This is a genomic window from Camelimonas sp. FR25, assembly GCF_059740505.1.
Map to the genome: position 1 here is coordinate 10756 of NZ_JCAWFG010000070.1, position 16266 is coordinate 27021.

The following is a 16266-nucleotide window of genomic DNA, read 5'->3' on the forward strand; positions in this document are numbered from 1 at the left end:
GGCCCCATCAGGCCCTGCCCGCCTGCCATGTCTCGCCCGGACATGTCCCGCCCAGTCATGTCCCGCCCAATTCTGGCCCACGCCCCAACGCCGTCATGCCCGTGCTCGTCACGGGCATCCACGTCTTCGCCCGCCGATAGCGGCGGTCACGCGCTGAGGCATAGACGTGGATGGTCGGGTCAAGCCCGACCATGACGGTGGAGAGGGGGCGTCGTGGGGAGAGCCTGCGGTCGCTGTGCTGCTAATTTGGCGATGGCCGCGCTGTTGGTGGAACGGGCGACGCTGCTGCGGCGGCGGACCCATGACGCCCTGCCCACCAGTCATGTCTCGTCCAATCCTGGCCCACCCCCCAACGCCGTCATGCCCGTGCTCGTCACGGGCATCCACGTCCTCGCCCGCCGATAGCGGCGGTCACGCGCTGAGGCATAGACGTGGATGGCCGGGTCAAGCCCGACCATGACGGTAGAGAGGGGGCGCCGTGGGGAGAGCCTGCGGTCGCTGTGCTGCTAATTTGGCGATGGCCGCGCTGTTGGTTGAACGGGCGACGCTGCTGCGGCGGCGGGCCCATCAGGCCCTGCCCGCCTGTCATGTCTCGTCCGGACATGTCCCGCCCAGTCATGTCCCGCCCAATCCTGGCCCGCGCCCCAACGCCGTCATGCCCGTGCTCGTCACGGGCATCCACGTCTTCGCCGTCCCACAGCCGCCGCCACGCGCTGAGGCAGAGACGTATGGCAGCCTGATCATGCAGGGGCCGCAGAATCTGTGGCGCGGCGATTGGCGCCCCCGCCGCCACATTGCGTGCGTCTGCGGTTTGCTGTTCATACGCAGCAGCGATATTTCGCTGGCGCCGGATGCGTGTCCGGCCCAGCGCTGCGGCCCCGCCAGCAGGACAGAGTATGAGCAACGACACCGTAACCTCCGGCGCCATGTCCACCGGGGGCGCCGCCACGGCTGGATCCGCCGGCAGCGCAGGCGAAGAGGGCGCGTCGGGCCGTAAGGGCCGCCGGCCCGACATGGGGGCGCTGCGGGCCATCTGGCCATTCGCCCGGCGCTACCAGGGCCGCATGCTGGCGGCGCTGGCGGCGCTGTCGGTGGCGGCGGCGGCGACGCTGGCCCTGCCCATCGCCGTGCGGCTGCTGGTCGACCGGGGCTTCTCGGCCGATGAGGGCGGCGTCACGGTTTATTTCCTTGGGCTCGGCCTGGTGGCGCTGGTTCTGGCCGCCGCCAGCGCCTGGCGCTATTATCTGGTGATGACGCTGGGCGAGCGCATCGTCGCCGACGTGCGCGCCGCCGTCTTCCGTCACCTCACCTCCCTCGACGCCAGCTTCTTCGACAGCGTCAAGAGCGGCGAAATCGTCTCACGCCTGACCGCAGACACCACCCAGATCAAGGCGGCGTTCGGCGCCAGCGCCTCGGTGGCGCTGCGCAATCTGTTCATGTTCTTCGGCGCGGTGATCATGATGGTGGTCACCAGCCCGCGCCTGTCGCTGGTGGTGCTCGGGGTGATTCCCTTCATTGTGCTGCCGCTGATCTTCTCGGGGCGCGGCGTCAGCCGGCGCTCGCGGGCGGCGCAGGACCGGCTGGCCGACGCCTCGGCCTATGCGGTGGAGGCCATTGGCGCTGCCCGCACCATGCAGGCCTTCGGCGCCGAGGCGGCGACGGCGACGCGCTTCGCTGGCGCGGCGGAGCAGGCGTTCACCGCCGCCCGCGACGCCACCTTCGCCCGGGCGCTACTGACCGGCTTCGCCATTTTCCTCGTCAGCGCCAGCGTGGTGGCGGTGTTGTGGCTCGGCGCCCGTGATGTGCTGAGCGGCGAGATGAGCGCCGGGCGGCTATCGCAATTCCTGCTGTTCGCCGTGCTCGCCGCCAGCTCGCTGGGCGAGCTGAGCCAGGTGTGGACCGAGATCGTCCAGGCCAGCGGCTCAGCAGGCCGGCTTGGCGAGTTGCTGGCGACGCAACCCGAGATCGTCGCCCCGGCGCACCCTGTCAGCCTGCCAGAGCCTGCCCAGGGCGCGCTTGCATTCGCGGGCGTCAGCTTCGCTTATCCGGGCCGGCGCGAACAGCAGGCGCTGCACGATGTCAGCTTTGCGGCCGCCCCTGGTGAGCGCATCGCCATTGTCGGCCCATCAGGCGCCGGCAAGAGCACCATCATCCAGCTGGCGCTGCGTTTCTATGACCCGGATCGCGGCGTGGTGCGGGTCGATGGCGTCGACGCCCGCAGCGTGGCGCCGGCCGACTGGCGGCGACGCTTCGCCCTCGTCGCCCAGGATCCGGTGATCTTCGGCGCCAGCGTCGCCGACAACATCCGCTATGGCCGCCCGGAGGCCAGCGACGCTGAGGTGGCCCAAGCCGCCGCTTTCGCCGCCGCCGATAGCTTCATCAATGCTCTTCCTCAAGCCTATGACACTTTGCTGGGTGAGCGTGGCGTCACCCTGTCGGGCGGCCAGCGCCAGCGTCTCGCCATCGCCCGCGCCGTGCTGAAGGACGCGCCGGTGCTGTTGCTCGATGAAGCGACCTCGGCGCTGGACGCAGAAAGTGAGCGGCTGGTGCAGGACGCCTTCGACCGGCTGATGGTCAATCGCACCACGCTGGTGGTGGCGCATCGCCTCGCCACCGTGCTCTCCGCTGACCGTATCCTGGTGATGGACGGCGGCATGTTGGTGGAGCAGGGGACCCACACGGAGCTGAGCGCCGCAGGCGGGCTCTACGCCCGGCTGGCGCGGCTGCAATTCGGCCACGCCGACGGGGATAGGCGCGACTGACGACGCCTGGCCGCCAACGGCCATATCCCCAATGATCCAAACGCCAACGGCCCGCCTGACGCGGGCCGTTTCGTTTTCGTAAGCGTTCAACTTGTGCGGCTACTCATACCAGGATGCGAAGATGCTGACGCGTCTGCATCCTGAAATGCTCAGGCGCCGCACGGGCTTGGCCAGAACCCGATGAGTGAAGCTCATCGGGTTCTGGTATCAACCGCTGACCTGCGGCGTCAGCGCTCGGTCAGCTTCATCTCGATGCGGCGGTTGCGGGCGCGGGCCTCGTCGCTATTGCCCAGATCCATCGGCTGATATTCGCCAAAGCCGGCGGCGAGCAGCCGCTGCGGCGGCACGCCCTTGCTGACCAGATAGCGCACCACGGCGATGGCGCGGGCGGCGGCGAGGTCCCAATTGCTCTTGAACTGGCCAGCGCCGGACAGGGGCCGGTCGTCGGTGTGGCCGTCGACGCGCAGCACCCATGGAATGTCGGCGGGGATCGAGCGCGCCAGCTCCTGTACCGCGGTGGCCATCTTGTCGAGCTCTGCGTCGCCGCGGGCGCTCAGGGTGGCCGAGCCGGCGTCGAACAGCACCTCCGACTGGAAGACGAAACGGTCGCCGACGATGCGAATGTCGTCGCGATCGCCGAGGATCTGGCGCAGCCGCCCGAAGAAGTCTGAGCGATAGCGGGCCAGCTCCTGCACGCGCTGGGCGAGCGCGACATTCAGCCGGCTGCCGAGATCGGCGATGCGGGCCTGGGCGTCCTTGTCGCGGGCCTCTGAGGCGGCCAGCGCCTGCTCCAGCGCCGCCAGCTGGCTGCGCAGGGCCGCCATCTGCTGGTTGAGTAATTCGACCTGCGACAGGGCGCGATCGGAGATCTGCTTCTGGGCGTCGCGTTCGCTGGTCACGGCGCTGAGCTGGCCGGCGGCCCCGGCGCCGCTGTCGGCCAGTTGCTGTAGCCGGCCCTTCTCCGTCTCGAGCGCCGCCAGCGAAGTGCGCAGCCGGTCCAGCTCCAGCACCTGGTTGCGGCCGCGCGAGCGCTCCAGCGCCAGCAGATCGGTCAGTTCGGTGATCTGGCGATTGAGCCGGGTCAGGGCCGAATCCTTGCCGCTGATTTCCTGGCCCAAATAATATTGCAGCACGGCGAACACCGAGAGCATGAACACGACCGCCAGCACCAGCGTCGACAAGGCGTCGACGAAGCCGGGCCAATAGTCGAGGGGGCGGCGTTCGCGGCGCCCGCGCGCCGGGATGCTCATCAATTTGCTCCGCTGCGAATGCGGGTCAGATGGTCAAGCGAGGCCTGGATGCGGCGCTGCTGTTCTGCCTGGGCCTCGACCCAGTCGCGGATCAATTGCTGCTCGCGCCGCATGTTGTGCACCAGATCGGTGATGCCGTCGGCAAGGCGGGCGATGGCCGGATCTTCGACCGGGGCGGCGGGCGCAGGCGTATGGGCGATGGCCTCCGCCGCCTGGCGCGCCGCCTCCTGGGTGGCGCGGCCATGGCTCGACAGAGAGTGGGCGGCGTTGACCAGCGCCGAGGTCGCGGCGGCGATATGCTCATTGAGCTGGCCCAGCTCGCCAAGCAGGGCAGGCGACGGCGCGCCGTGCTCATCCAGCGCCGTCGCGCCGAGGCCCTGGGCCAGCCATTCCTCCAGCCCGTTGTAGAACCGGTTCTGCGCCTGGCCGAGCTGCAGGTCGAGGAAGCCCAGCACCAGCGAGCCGGCGAGGCCAAACAGCGACGACGAGAACGAGATGCCCATGCCGGCCAGCGGCGCGGCGAGGCCCGACTTCAGCTCCTCCAGCATGACGCCAGCGTCTGAGCCGCCGCGCATGGCGTTGATCACCCCGCCCACCGAACTCACCGTGTCGAGCAGGCCCCAGAAGGTGCCGAGCAGGCCAAGAAACACCAGCAGGCCAGCCAGATAGCGCAGGATGTCGCGGGCGTCGTCGAGGCGCAGGGCGATCGAATCAAGGATCGCCCGCATCAGCGTGGTGTTCAGCCCGGCGCGCTCCTCGCTGAGCATGGTGGTGAGCGGCAGGACCAGCGAGGGCGGATTGGGGCCCGGTCGCAGCGGCTCGCCGCGACGGCGGCTGGCCCAGTGGCGGTTGACCCAGCCAGCGGCGATGAACAGCCGGGCGATCTGCGCCAGCGCCAGGATGACGCCGACCAGAAGACAGACGATGATCAGGCCGTTCAGGCCAGGATTGTTGAGGAAGGCGGCGCGGATCGGCTGTTGCAGGATCCACGCCAGGAAGCCGACGAGGATCAGGAAGACGATCATGCGCGCCAGATGGATGCGCGGCGCCTTGAGAATGGTCTGCTCGTCACCGTCCATTACGCTTCCGCCTCCATATGCAGTGCGCGCCTCGACGCGCGCCGCAGTCCCTGGTCGCGGTCTTCATCGCGGCCTTCGGGCTGCGGGCGACAGCCTCTGATCCGCAGGGGTCGGGGCCGCAACCCTGGGCCGATGTAACCACGCCCTCAGACGATGCGCGACCCACAGGCGGGCATGTCACCGGATTTTTTGCGCAAAGGAATGGCGCGTGACGGCAAAGCCATAGAAAAAGCCCCCGAAAATCCGGGGGCTTGAAGAGGCCTGAAAGCGGCTCTGGCAGTCAGCTGGCAATCGGCTGGCAGTCAGGTGGCGGCGACTTGGGCAGCGGGCTGGCGCGTGCCCTGAGGCGTCGCCAGGAGGGCCTTTCCCGCCAACTCCGGCCTGCCGTCGCTTTGGCCGGGCGTGAGGCGCGCGACGGCCTCAGGCCTTGAGGGCCGAGACCGGATTGGCGCGGCGGATGATCTTCAACAGCTCGCGGTGCATGTAATCATTGCCGCAGGCGATGCTGCCGGTGGTCGCCGGGTCGACGCCGCCGTCGGCGTCAGACAGGAAGCCGCCGGCCTCGCGAAGGATGCACATGCCGGCCATCAGATCCCAGGACTTGAGATCGCGCTCCCAGAAGGCGTCGGCGCGACCGGCGGCGACGTAGCACAAATCGAGCGCCGCCGAGCCCTGGCGGCGAATGCCGGCGAAATTGACCATCATGTGCGACAGTTCACGCAAGAAGCGCTCGTGGTCGCCGCGACCGATATGCGGCACGCCGCACAGCAGCATGGCCTGGTCGAGGCTCTGCCGGCCGGCGACGCGAATGCGGCGGTTGTTCAGGAACGCGCCCTTGCCCTTCTCGGCGATGAACCATTCGTCGGAGATCGGGTTGTAGACCACGCCCGCGACGGGCTGGCCTTCACGCTCAAGGCCGACCGAAATGGCGAAATGCGGCAAGCCGTGCAGGAAATTGGTGGTGCCGTCGAGCGGATCAACGTGCCAGCGATGGGTCTTGTCGGCGCCTTCGATGACGCCGCCTTCCTCGAGCACGAAGCCATAGCCGGGGCGGGCCTTCTCGAGCGCGGCGCGCAGCACCTCTTCGGCGTTGCGGTCAGCCGCCGAGACGAAATCGCCCGGGCCCTTGCGCGACACCTGCAGCTGCTCGACTTCGCCGAAGTCGCGCTTCAGCGATTTAGCCGCCTTGGCTACGGCGTCAGTCATGACAGTCATCAGGGGTGAACGGATCATCGGGTCGCCTCTGCGCGGCTTGCGCGCTCATTCATGCCGGAACGCCTCCGCATGCCAGTGGCGCGAATGCGGTCCCTCAAGGGATATGCGTCGTGGTCCGGCGCTGGCCGACGCTGGGCGCCACATGGCCGGATCAGGGCGTCGCGCCCTGGCGTTGCGTCCCGCCGGACGCAAAAAGGGGCTGCGATGAGCCCCCTGACAAAGCAGCGCGCCGCAATGGACGCTTTTGCTGATCATGTGCCCCGCGCCGCCGCGTGCGTCAAGCATTGCCTGATCGCCGCAGCCGTTACCTCGCGTCGCAGCCGCGCCCATGGCGCTCCCGCCAGGGCGCGACCACCTATTGCGCCGGGCCGATCAGCGGATCGCGATGGCGCGCGGCGAAGGCCTCGGCCTTGCTGCGGTCGGCAGGCGTCAGGCCCTTCAGCGCTTCATCGAGCCAGGCGTCCTCAAGCCCCTGGCCTGAGGCCAGCAAATGCCAGCCCGCCGCCTCGATATGGTTCTGTTTGACGCCGCGACCGATGGTCAAAAGCCGCGCCAGCCGGTTCTGCGCCACTGCATTGCCGTCCAGCGCCGCCTTCAGAAACAGCCTGGCTGCGCCCGCCTCATCCTTGTGGACGCCTTTGCCGTTGAACAGCGCGATGGCGTATTCGATCTCGGCGGCGAGCAAGCGGTTCTCACCGGCCTGGCGCAGCAATTGCGTCGCCCGGATGTCGTCCGCCACCACGCCACGACCCTTGCGGTACAGGCTGGCGAGCAGATATTGCGCCTCTGCTGAGCCCTGATCAGCGGCGCGCTGCAACAGGCCCACCGCCGCCGTATCGGCGTCGGGCTTACCCTCGCCAAGCCGCAGCAGCGCCAGATTGTACAGCGCCAGCGGCTGGCCGAGCGCGGCGGCCTGTTCGAGAAGTTTGCGACCCGCCGCCTCGTCCTTGTCGACGCCGCGCCCCTGCAGGGTCATCATGGCGAGGGCGAAGGTCGCCGCGCCGTCGCCGCCTTGTGCGCCCTGGGCGTACCAGTGCGCCGCCCTGGCCAGATCAAGATGCGCGCCCAGACCCTGTTCATACAGGCTGCCCAGCAAGGTGGCGGCGGCGGCATCCTTGGGGTTTGCCTTGATCCGCGCCTCAGCCTCGCGCAGCGCCGTGGCGTAATAGCCGCGCTGGAAGGCGCCATAGGCGGCGTCGCCCCCGGCAGGGCCAGCAGAAACGGGATCAGCCTTGCCCGGCGCGGCTGCACCAGCGCCCTGCGACTGGGCGAGGCCGGCGTCGACGGTGCTCGGCAAGGCCGGGCCAACGATCAGTTTCTCGCCCTTGACCACGGGCGGCTGTGGCGGCGGCTGGGTGAAAGCCGGGGCGCCTGGCGTCCCTGGCTGCAGCGTCGGTCGCGGCAGGGTCATGCGCCCGTCAGGCAATACCGGCACCTGGGCGCCCGTCGGACTCTCGAACGCCTTCTGTGCGACAGCTGGCGTCACCGCCAGCAGGCTCAGCGTCAGCGCCATGCATCGCACGGCGCGCGGCCGCCAGTCCCCGGGGCGCTGCGTCATACTTCTGGAAGCTCCGTGTTCTCGATAATCTCAAGCGCGGCGCGCACATTGGCGGCCACGTCGCCGTCGAAGGCCCACGGGCCGAGCGCCACAAATTCGGCGCCGGTGGCGGCGAGCGGTTCGACCTGATCCAGCGCGCCGGCGACGCCGACGCAGGGGGTGGCGAACAGGCTGGCCCACCATTCGGTCGATGCCAGCGTGTCGGCTGCATCGCTGTCGCCAGTCACGGCGCCAAACATCAGGTAATCGACATTGGCCTCGCCAGCGACCATGGCGTCATGGCGCTGGCTGATGCCAGAGACGCCGACGATCAGCTCCGGCTGCAGCGCCTCTGTGGTCTCCTCCAGCGTCGCCTCGTCGGGCGCAACCAGATGCGCCCCGTCCGCGCCGCCGCGCGACGCCACCACGGGGGCAGCGTCGACCAGCACCGCCGTCTCATGCTTCTGCGCCACAGGGGCCAGCGCCTTCACGCGCTTGATCAGCGTGCGCTCATCGGCGGGCGCGAGCCGCAGCAGCAGCGCCGCCACATCGCCGGCGGCGCAGGCAGCTTCAAGCTGTGGGGCGAACGCCTCGGGATCGGCGACAACCGGGGTGACGAGATAGAGGCGGGCTTTGTCCGACATGGATAGCTGGGTCCGGGCGCCTGGGAGGCTGTGTTGGAGGGGCTCATCCGCCGCTGCTGGTTTGCGGGCGCGCGGCCCGTGGCGTCCGCCGCCCGTGGGGCGCCGCGCCAGGGCCGATGCATGGACGCAAATCAAGGCGGAATTGGCGCCGCTGGCGCTGTTCGCCTGTTATGCCCAGGGGGGAGCCGCCGGGCAAGGCGCAGGGCGGCGCGAGCGAGGGCGCCGTCGCCGGGCTTTGGCGACACGGGGGCAGCGTGGACTGTAAGGCGCAGGCGTGGCCTGGGCTCTGGCCTGCGCGGCGCCGCCAGGCCGACGAAAAAACCCGCGCCTCGCGGCGCGGGTTTCCAAATTCCCGGTTCAGTCAGGCCAGAAAGGCGCTGATCAGCCCTCGAGGCCCTTGTTCCACTCGCCCTTCGAGGCGAGGCCATTCATGCGGGCGCGGTGCAGGAACGCCTGCTGGGCGGCGGCGACGTTCTCTTCCTTGCCGGACCAGGCCTTCTGCGGGGCGGCCTGCAGGGCGCGGCCATAGCTGAAGGTCATCTTCCACGGGAAGCCGCCGAGCTTGTTCATGGCGTCGAGATGCGCCGTGGCGTCGACGTCGCTCTGGCCGCCCGAGAGATAGGCGATGCCCGGCACGGCGGACGGCACGGTGCGCTTCAGGACCTTGATGGTCTCGACAGCGACCTGCTCAACCGACGCCTGGGTCGGGCACTTCTTGCCGGCGATGACCATGTTCGGCTTCAGCACGATGCCCTCGAGGGCGACGCCAGCCAGGGCCAGCTGGGCGAAGACTTCGCGCAGGGTGGCTTCGGTGACTTCGGCGCAGCGTGCGATGGTGTGGTCGCCGTCCATCAGCACTTCCGGCTCGACGATCGGCACGATCTGGGCCTCCTGGCACAGCGCCGCATAGCGGGCCAGCGCCTGGGCGTTGGCGACGATGCAGTTCTGGGTCGGGATCGCCGGCGAGATATCGATCACCGCGCGCCATTTGGCGAAGCGGGCGCCGAGCTTGTAGTACTCGTTGAGGCGCTCACGCAGGCCGTCGAGGCCTTCGGTGATGGTCTCGCCCGGGCTGAACGGCAGCGGCTTGGCGCCAGCGTCGACCTTGATGCCCGGAATGGCGCCGGCCTGCTCGATGATGCGGGCGAGCGGCGTGCCGTCCTTGGCGTTCTGGCGCAGGGTCTCATCATACAGGATGACGCCCGAGATGTAGTTCGACATCGCCTCGGTGGCGCGGAACATCAGCTCGCGATAGTCGCGGCGGCTGGTCTCGGTCGACTCGACGTTGATGGCGTCGAAGCGCTTCTTAATGGTGCCGGAGCTCTCGTCCGCAGCCAGGATGCCCTTGCCGGGCGCAACCATTGCTTCGGCGACCTTGTTGAGTTCTGCGAGATTCATGTCTGTCCTCCGGGAATGCCTGCGGGCTGCGGCGCCGCCCGTCCTGGGCCGGCGCTGCTGCAGCCCGTCTGTCCTTGAAGCGCCGGCTGCATGGCGCTCCCATACAAATCCTTTTGGCTTCCTGCAACGTGCCGCAGCGCAAGGCCACGGGACGGCGCGGGAAGTCCGCTCCGTCAGGCCTTGCGCAGGGCCTCAACGCCGGGAAGCTCCTTGCCCTCCAGCCATTCGAGGAAGGCGCCGCCAGCGGTCGACACATAGCTGAAATCCTCAGCCACGCCGGCGTGGTTGAGCGCCGCCACCGTATCGCCGCCGCCAGCCACCGACATCAGCTTGCCAGCGCGGGTGCGCGCCGCCGCATGCTGGGCCGCCGCGACGGTGCCGGCGTCGAACGGCGTCAGCTCGAAAGCGCCGAACGGACCGTTCCACACCAGCGTGGCGGCGTCGTCGATCACCGAACGGACACGGTCGACCGACAGCGCGCCGACATCGAGGATCATGCCGTCGTCCGGAATGGCGTCAACGCCATAGGTCTGCGACGGGGCGTTGGCGGCGAATTCCTTCGCCACCACGGCGTCAACTGGCAGCACAATGGCGCACTTGGCCTTCTCCGCTGCGGCGATAATGCGCAGCGCGGTGTCGGCCAGGTCCTTCTCGGCCAGCGACTTGCCGACCGCCTTGCCCTGGGCGAGCAGGAAGGTGTTGGCCATGCCGCCGCCGATGATCAGGGCGTCGACCTTGGCCACCAGATTCTCCAGGAGGTCGATCTTGCTCGACACCTTGGCGCCGCCGACCACGGCGACGATCGGGCGCACTGGCTTCTCCAGCGCGGCGGTCAGGGCGTCGAGTTCGGCCTGCATGGTGCGGCCAGCGTAGGCGGGCAGCACGCGGGCGAGGCCCTCGGTCGAGGCGTGGGCGCGGTGGGCGGCGGAGAAGGCGTCATTGACATAGACGTCGCCATTGGCGGCCAGCGCCTTGACGAATTCCGGGTCGTTCTTCTCTTCGCCGGCATGGAAGCGGGTGTTTTCCAGCAGCAGCACCTGGCCGTCGGCAAGCCCTGCCACAGCGTCTGCCGCCGGCGCGCCGATGCAATCATCGGCGAAGCCGACGTCCTGGCCGAGATGGCTGGCGAGGGCGGCGGCGATCGGCTTCAGGCTGTCCTTGTCGCTGCGCTGGCCCTTGGGGCGGCCGAAATGCGCCAGCAGGATCACCTTGCCGCCAGCGGCGGCGATCTCGCGGATGGTCGGCAGGATGCGTTCGATGCGCGTGGCGTCGGTGACGCGGCCGTTTTCGACCGGCACATTCAGGTCAACGCGCAGAAGGACGCGCTTGCCTGCGAGGGTGGCGTCATCGAGCGTGCGGAAAGTCATGGGCGGTTATCCTGGCGGTGGGAGCGGCGCCGGTTCACGCCGAACCGGGGAGGCTCCAGTTATCCTGGTGTGGGCGCATCTGACGCCAGCAGCTGTGCTTGCGGCTGGCGGCGCGCCTCAGCCGGTGAGTCCGAAGCGCTGGACCAGCGCGATCAGCGCGGCGGCGATGACGCCGGCGAGAATGGCGGCAACGATCAGCGACGGGAAGCCGGGCAGCAGGCGCAGGCGACCATAGACGCGATCCACCGATTCCTGGCTGGCCAGAACGCCGGTGACGCCCGTGTTGTGCTCGATGCGGTCTTCCATGCGCAGGATCTGCGCCTCGGAGCGGGCCAGCTTCTCTTCAATGCGGGCGAGCTTGTCCTCAAGCCGCGCCAGCTGGTCGGCGGCGGGGACAGTGACAGGCGCTGTGGCGGAGGCTGGAGCGGCCGTAGAGGCGACGGCATTTGTCGTTGGCGTCGCGGCCGGCGCGCCAGTGGATGCGGCTGGCTTGCCGTTGGAGAAGGACGGAGCCTCCGGTTCGACGCGGGTCGTGGAACTGGCGCTCATGGTCGTTCTCCTTCCATTCCGATCGCAAAAATCGTCCGGGCAGCGTCGGGCGCGACGGCCCGCAAAAATACGCTGGCGCAACCCGGGCGGATGGCGCCAGCGTCAGTTCAGCTGATCAGATCAGCTTCGCCATGGCGATGGCGGTGTCGGACATGCGGTTGGAGAAGCCCCACTCGTTGTCGTACCAGGACATCACGCGAACGAAATTGCCTTCCAGCACCTTGGTCTGGTCGAGGTGGAAGATCGACGAGGCCGGGTGGTGGTTGAAGTCGATCGAGACATTCGGCTCGTCGGTGAAGGCCAGCACGCCCTTCAGCGCGCCATTGGCGGCGGCCTTGATGGCGTCGTTGATCTCGGCGACGGAGGTGGCGCGTTTCGCGACGAATTTGAAGTCGACGACCGAGACATTCGGGGTCGGCACGCGCACCGAGGTGCCGTCCAGCTTGCCGTTCAGCTCCGGCAGCACGAGGCCGACGGCCTTGGCGGCGCCGGTCGAGGTCGGGATCATCGACAGGGCTGCGGCGCGGGCGCGATACAGGTCCTTGTGCATCTGGTCCAGCGACGGCTGGTCATTGGTGTAGGAGTGGATCGTGGTCATGAAGCCCTTCTCGATGCCGACGAGGTCATTGAGGACCTTGGCGACAGGAGCGAGGCAGTTCGTGGTGCACGAGGCGTTCGAGACGACGATGTGGTCCCTGGTCAGCTGCTGGTGGTTGACGCCGTAAACCACGGTCAGGTCAGCGTTGTCGGCAGGCGCCGACACCAGCACGCGCTTGGCGCCGGCCTTGAGGTGGGCCGAGGCCTTGTCCTTCGAGGTGAAGATGCCGGTGCACTCGAACGCCACGTCGACGTTGAGGGCGGCGTGCGGCAGCTCGGCCGGATCGCGCACGGCGGTGACCTTGATGGCCTTGCCGTTGATGACGATGCTGTCGCCTTCGACCTTCACGTCAGCCGGGAAACGGCCGTGGACCGAGTCATAGCGCAGCAGGTGGGCGTTGGTCTCCACCGGGCCCAGATCGTTGATGGCCACGACTTCAATGTCGGTGCGGCCAGACTCAACGATCGCGCGCAGCACGTTGCGGCCAATGCGTCCGAAACCGTTAATGGCAACGCGAACGGTCATGATTAACTCCTCGTCCAGTCAATGCGCCGGAGCCTGGCTCCAGGCGGAAACGTTCGGGAGGCGCCCCCCGGCGCCGATCGTCATCCACGACGCCCGGCCATGCGTTGACCAGGCGGCGCTCAGCAACAGCAAAACGGCCGCACAGGGCGGCCGCATGCAATTATTCAGGCGGAACGGCGCTTCAGTACGGCGTCCACCACGGCTTCGGCGGTGATGCCGAAGTATTTGTAGACTTCCTTGTACGGGGCGCTGGCGCCGAAGCTGTTCATGCCGACGAAGCCGCCGGTCTCGCCAATCACCGCGTCCCAGCCAAAGCGCACGCCAGCCTCAACCGCCACGCGGATCGGGGCGTCGCCAATGATGGCGTCGCGCACGTCCTCAGGCTGGGCGAGGAACACGTCGAGCGACGGCACCGAGACGACGCGCGCGGCGACGCCCTGGGCCTTGAGCTGCTCGCGGGCGGCCAGCGCCAGCTCGACCTCGGAGCCAGACGCGAAGATCGTCGCCTCAGCCTTGCCTTCAGCGGCGGCCAGCTCATAGGCGCCGGTGGCCGACAGATTGCCGTTCGCCTCGGTGAGGCGGACCTGCGGCAGGTTCTGACGCGACAGGGCCAGCAGCGTCGGGCCTTCGGTGCGCTCGATGGCGATCTGCCAAGCCTCAGCCGTCTCCACCACATCCGCCGGGCGGAACACGGCGAGGTTCGGCATGGCGCGCAGCGAGGCCAGGTGCTCCACCGGCTGGTGGGTCGGACCGTCTTCGCCAAGGCCAATCGAGTCATGGGTCATGACGTAGATCGCCGGGACCTCCGACAACGCCGCCATGCGGATCGACGGACGGCAATAATCGGTGAACACAAAGAAGGTGGCGCCAGCCGGGCGGTAGCCGCCATGCAGGGCGAGACCGTTCATGGCGGCGGCCATGCCGTGCTCGCGGATGCCGTAATGGATATAGCGGCCGGCGAAGTCGCCGGTGCTGATTTCCTTGAGATTCTTCGTCTTGGTGTTGTTCGACGGCGTCAGGTCCGCCGAGCCAAGAATCAGCTCCGGCACGGCGACGGTCACCGCCTCCAGCGCGATCTCGCTGGCCTTGCGGGTGGCCACCGTCTGCGGATTGGCGATGAGCGTGCGCTTCAGGTCGGCGATCGCCGCGTCAAAGCCCGCCGGAACCACATGGTTCATGCGGCGCTCGAATTCGGCGCGGATCGCCTCCGGCTGGGCGGCGAAGCGCGCGTCCCACGCGGTGTGCGCAGCGGCGCCACGGGCGCCGGCGGCGCGCCAGGCGTCGAGGATGTCAGCCGGGATCTCGAACGGGCCATGGTCCCAGCCGAGCTGGGCCTTGGCGGCGGCCAGCTCGTCAGCGCCGAGCGGCTCGCCATGCGCCTTGGAGGTGCCGGCGCGATTGGGGGAGCCGAAGCCGATCACCGTCTTGCAGGCGATCAGGGTCGGGCGGTCGGAGGCCTGGGCCTTCTCGATGGCGGCGGCGATGGCGTCCGGATCGTGACCGTCGATGCGGAAAGCGTTCCAGCCAGCCGATTCAAAGCGCTTCACCTGATCGACCGAGTCGGCGATCGACAGCGGGCCGTCAATGGAGATGCCATTGTCGTCGTGGAAGACGATGAGCTTCGACAGCTTGAGGTGGCCGGCCAGCGCGATGGCTTCCTGGCTGACGCCTTCCATCAGATCGCCGTCCGAGGCCAGCACATAGGTGAAATGGTTGACGATGTCGTCGCCATATTCGGCGGCCAGCATGCGCTCGCCGAGCGCGAAGCCAACCGAGGTGGCGATGCCCTGACCGAGCGGGCCAGTGGTCATCTCAACGCCGGCGGTGACGAAATTCTCCGGGTGGCCCGGGGTGGCCGAATGCAGCTGGCGGAAATTGCGGATGTCGTCGAGCGACACGCTGTCATAGCCGGTCAGATACAGCAGCGCATACAGCAGCATGGAGCCGTGGCCAGCCGACAGGATGAAGCGATCGCGGTCGGCCCATTTCGGCGCCTTGGGATCATACTTCAGGAAGCGGGTGTAGAGCACCGTGGCGATGTCGGCGGCGCCCATGGGCAGGCCGGGGTGACCCGACTTCGCCTTCTCGACGGCGTCCATGGACAGGGCGCGTACGGCGTTCGCAAGGCGACGGTGTTCAACAAGATTGGTCATCTGGACGTCCGGTTACGGCTGAATCTGGCTGGACGCGCCGGCTGCGGCAGACAGTACAGGACGCGCGCGGGCTAGATAGCACCTGTTGGGGCCGAGTCAATGTAAGCGCCGGGGAATCACCGCCGACGCCATGTTAATGAGCAGTTCTGCCCGCGCGCCATGGCCAAATCCTGGCGGTCGGGCCGGAATGCGCCGCGCGGGCGCGATTGGGTGAAAGGTGAGGCTGGCCCCAGGGCCAGTCTGCGCTCCCCAGGCGCTTTGCATCCTGCGCCCCACCCACGGTATAAACATGCGCGACAAACACCCGACGCGACCAGATGTTTCGGGCGCGGCTTGCAACAAGCGCGGAGATCATGGACCTCAACGAAGCCCTGAAACGACTGGACGCCGCGCTCACCGCCCTTGAAGCAGCGGCGGCGCGTCGCGCTGAGGCCGACCGGCGCACCATTGATCTGGAGACGGAGCTGTCGCTGATGCAGGACGACCGCTCGCGCCTCGCCGTCGATCTCGACGGCGCCATGGCGCGGCTGGCGCGGCTGCAGGCGGCCAACGCCGAGGTCGAGCAGCGGCTTGAGCGGGCGATCAGCGTCGTCACCGCGGTGCTGGCGGCAGATGATCGTGGGGAGGCCTGAGCATGGCGCAACTGAACGTCACCATCGCCGGCAAGGTCTATCGCATGGCCTGCGCCGACGGCGAGGAGGAGCACCTCGCCGGTCTCGCCGCCGAATTCGACCGCCGCGTCGGCGACATGCAGCAGGCTTTCGGCCAGATCGGCGACCTGCGGTTGCATGTGATGGCCGCGCTGACCGTGCTCGACGAATTGCAGGAGGCGCGGCGGCGGCTGTCGGAACATGAGGCGGAGATGCGCGCCGTGCGCAGCGCCCTGGCCGGCGGCGACATGCGCGCCGCCGAGGCCGAGGGCCAGGCCGCCCAGGCGCTGATCCGGGTCAGCGAACGCATCGAGGATCTGGCGCGCGATCTCAACCCGCTCACCGGTCAGGGCCAGAACGCCGCCCCGACGCCGACCTTCGCCACCCGCCCAGCCCGCGACTGAAGCCGGGGCCGGGCCACCCCCGGAGGTCGTGAGGCCGTCCGCAAACGATGGTCAGGCAAGCGGTGAGCGCCATGTAACTGCGGCGTATTTCCGGCGTGCGTGGATGACTGCGCCGATGGCGCGGATGGCGCTGGT

Annotated in this window: 13 protein-coding genes; 3 read left to right on the plus strand and 10 right to left on the minus strand. The window is 68.5% G+C overall.

Annotation, left to right across the window (positions count from 1 at the left end; translation table 11 throughout):
- The first annotated feature begins 896 nt into the window (after positions 1-896).
- Complete coding sequence (locus AC6A67_RS07945) at positions 897-2762, plus strand: ABC transporter transmembrane domain-containing protein (RefSeq protein WP_498036013.1); 1866 nt, start codon at positions 897-899, stop codon at positions 2760-2762.
- A 227-nt stretch (positions 2763-2989) separates the two neighbouring features.
- On the opposite strand, the gene AC6A67_RS07950 is transcribed toward AC6A67_RS07945, so the two are convergent.
- From AC6A67_RS07950 to tkt, 10 genes are all read right to left on the minus strand, one after another.
- Entirely contained in the window at positions 2990-4012 is a 1023-nt protein-coding gene (locus AC6A67_RS07950; RefSeq protein WP_498036014.1) for a peptidoglycan -binding protein, read from the minus strand.
- Positions 4012-5091: a flagellar motor protein MotA gene (locus AC6A67_RS07955; protein WP_498036015.1), complete on the minus strand. Its 1080-nt coding sequence runs from the start codon at positions 5089-5091 to the stop codon at positions 4012-4014. Before AC6A67_RS07955 ends, AC6A67_RS07950 begins: the two co-directional genes overlap by 1 nt.
- Before the next feature lie 420 nt (positions 5092-5511).
- Positions 5512-6324 carry an inositol monophosphatase family protein gene (locus AC6A67_RS07960; protein ID WP_498036016.1) on the minus strand — a complete coding sequence of 271 codons (813 nt, stop codon included), beginning with the start codon at positions 6322-6324 and terminating at the stop codon, positions 5512-5514.
- Between the two features lie 337 nt (positions 6325-6661).
- Positions 6662-7819, minus strand: a complete 1158-nt coding sequence (locus AC6A67_RS07965) for a tetratricopeptide repeat protein (RefSeq protein ID WP_498036017.1) — start codon at positions 7817-7819, stop codon at positions 6662-6664.
- Between the two features lie 41 nt (positions 7820-7860).
- Complete coding sequence (locus tag AC6A67_RS07970; protein WP_498036018.1) at positions 7861-8487, minus strand: thiamine phosphate synthase; 627 nt, start codon at positions 8485-8487, stop codon at positions 7861-7863.
- Between the two features lie 381 nt (positions 8488-8868).
- Positions 8869-9885, minus strand: a complete 1017-nt coding sequence (locus AC6A67_RS07975) for a class I fructose-bisphosphate aldolase (protein ID WP_498036019.1) — start codon at positions 9883-9885, stop codon at positions 8869-8871.
- Between the two features lie 173 nt (positions 9886-10058).
- Complete coding sequence (locus tag AC6A67_RS07980; RefSeq protein ID WP_498036020.1) at positions 10059-11252, minus strand: phosphoglycerate kinase; 1194 nt, start codon at positions 11250-11252, stop codon at positions 10059-10061.
- A 117-nt stretch (positions 11253-11369) separates the two neighbouring features.
- Positions 11370-11801, minus strand: a complete 432-nt coding sequence (locus tag AC6A67_RS07985) for a hypothetical protein (protein ID WP_498036021.1) — start codon at positions 11799-11801, stop codon at positions 11370-11372.
- Between the two features lie 115 nt (positions 11802-11916).
- Positions 11917-12924, minus strand: coding sequence for a type I glyceraldehyde-3-phosphate dehydrogenase (gap, locus tag AC6A67_RS07990; protein ID WP_498036022.1), 1008 nt, complete (start codon positions 12922-12924; stop codon positions 11917-11919).
- Between the two features lie 164 nt (positions 12925-13088).
- On the minus strand, positions 13089-15077 hold the full coding sequence (gene tkt / locus AC6A67_RS07995; protein WP_498036023.1) for a transketolase: 1989 nt from the start codon (positions 15075-15077) through the stop codon (positions 13089-13091).
- A gap of 353 nt (positions 15078-15430) precedes the next feature.
- Here tkt and AC6A67_RS08000 point away from each other — a divergent pair, with 353 nt between their 5' ends.
- Complete coding sequence (locus AC6A67_RS08000; protein WP_498036024.1) at positions 15431-15709, plus strand: DUF4164 family protein; 279 nt, start codon at positions 15431-15433, stop codon at positions 15707-15709.
- Between the two features lie 2 nt (positions 15710-15711).
- On the plus strand, positions 15712-16131 hold the full coding sequence (locus AC6A67_RS08005; RefSeq protein WP_498036025.1) for a cell division protein ZapA: 420 nt from the start codon (positions 15712-15714) through the stop codon (positions 16129-16131).
- The last annotated feature ends 135 nt before the right edge of the window (positions 16132-16266 follow it).

Coding starts and splice junctions, on each gene's coding strand:
- AC6A67_RS07945 (WP_498036013.1), top strand. CDS start 897: ATGAGCAACGACACCGTAACCTCCGGCGCCATGTCCACCGGGGGCGCC.
- AC6A67_RS07950 (WP_498036014.1), bottom strand. CDS start 4,012: ATGAGCATCCCGGCGCGCGGGCGCCGCGAACGCCGCCCCCTCGACTAT.
- AC6A67_RS07955 (WP_498036015.1), bottom strand. CDS start 5,091: ATGGACGGTGACGAGCAGACCATTCTCAAGGCGCCGCGCATCCATCTG.
- AC6A67_RS07960 (WP_498036016.1), bottom strand. CDS start 6,324: ATGATCCGTTCACCCCTGATGACTGTCATGACTGACGCCGTAGCCAAG.
- AC6A67_RS07965 (WP_498036017.1), bottom strand. CDS start 7,819: ATGGCGCTGACGCTGAGCCTGCTGGCGGTGACGCCAGCTGTCGCACAG.
- AC6A67_RS07970 (WP_498036018.1), bottom strand. CDS start 8,487: ATGTCGGACAAAGCCCGCCTCTATCTCGTCACCCCGGTTGTCGCCGAT.
- AC6A67_RS07975 (WP_498036019.1), bottom strand. CDS start 9,885: ATGAATCTCGCAGAACTCAACAAGGTCGCCGAAGCAATGGTTGCGCCC.
- AC6A67_RS07980 (WP_498036020.1), bottom strand. CDS start 11,252: ATGACTTTCCGCACGCTCGATGACGCCACCCTCGCAGGCAAGCGCGTC.
- AC6A67_RS07985 (WP_498036021.1), bottom strand. CDS start 11,801: ATGAGCGCCAGTTCCACGACCCGCGTCGAACCGGAGGCTCCGTCCTTC.
- gap (WP_498036022.1), bottom strand. CDS start 12,924: ATGACCGTTCGCGTTGCCATTAACGGTTTCGGACGCATTGGCCGCAAC.
- tkt (WP_498036023.1), bottom strand. CDS start 15,077: ATGACCAATCTTGTTGAACACCGTCGCCTTGCGAACGCCGTACGCGCC.
- AC6A67_RS08000 (WP_498036024.1), top strand. CDS start 15,431: ATGGACCTCAACGAAGCCCTGAAACGACTGGACGCCGCGCTCACCGCC.
- AC6A67_RS08005 (WP_498036025.1), top strand. CDS start 15,712: ATGGCGCAACTGAACGTCACCATCGCCGGCAAGGTCTATCGCATGGCC.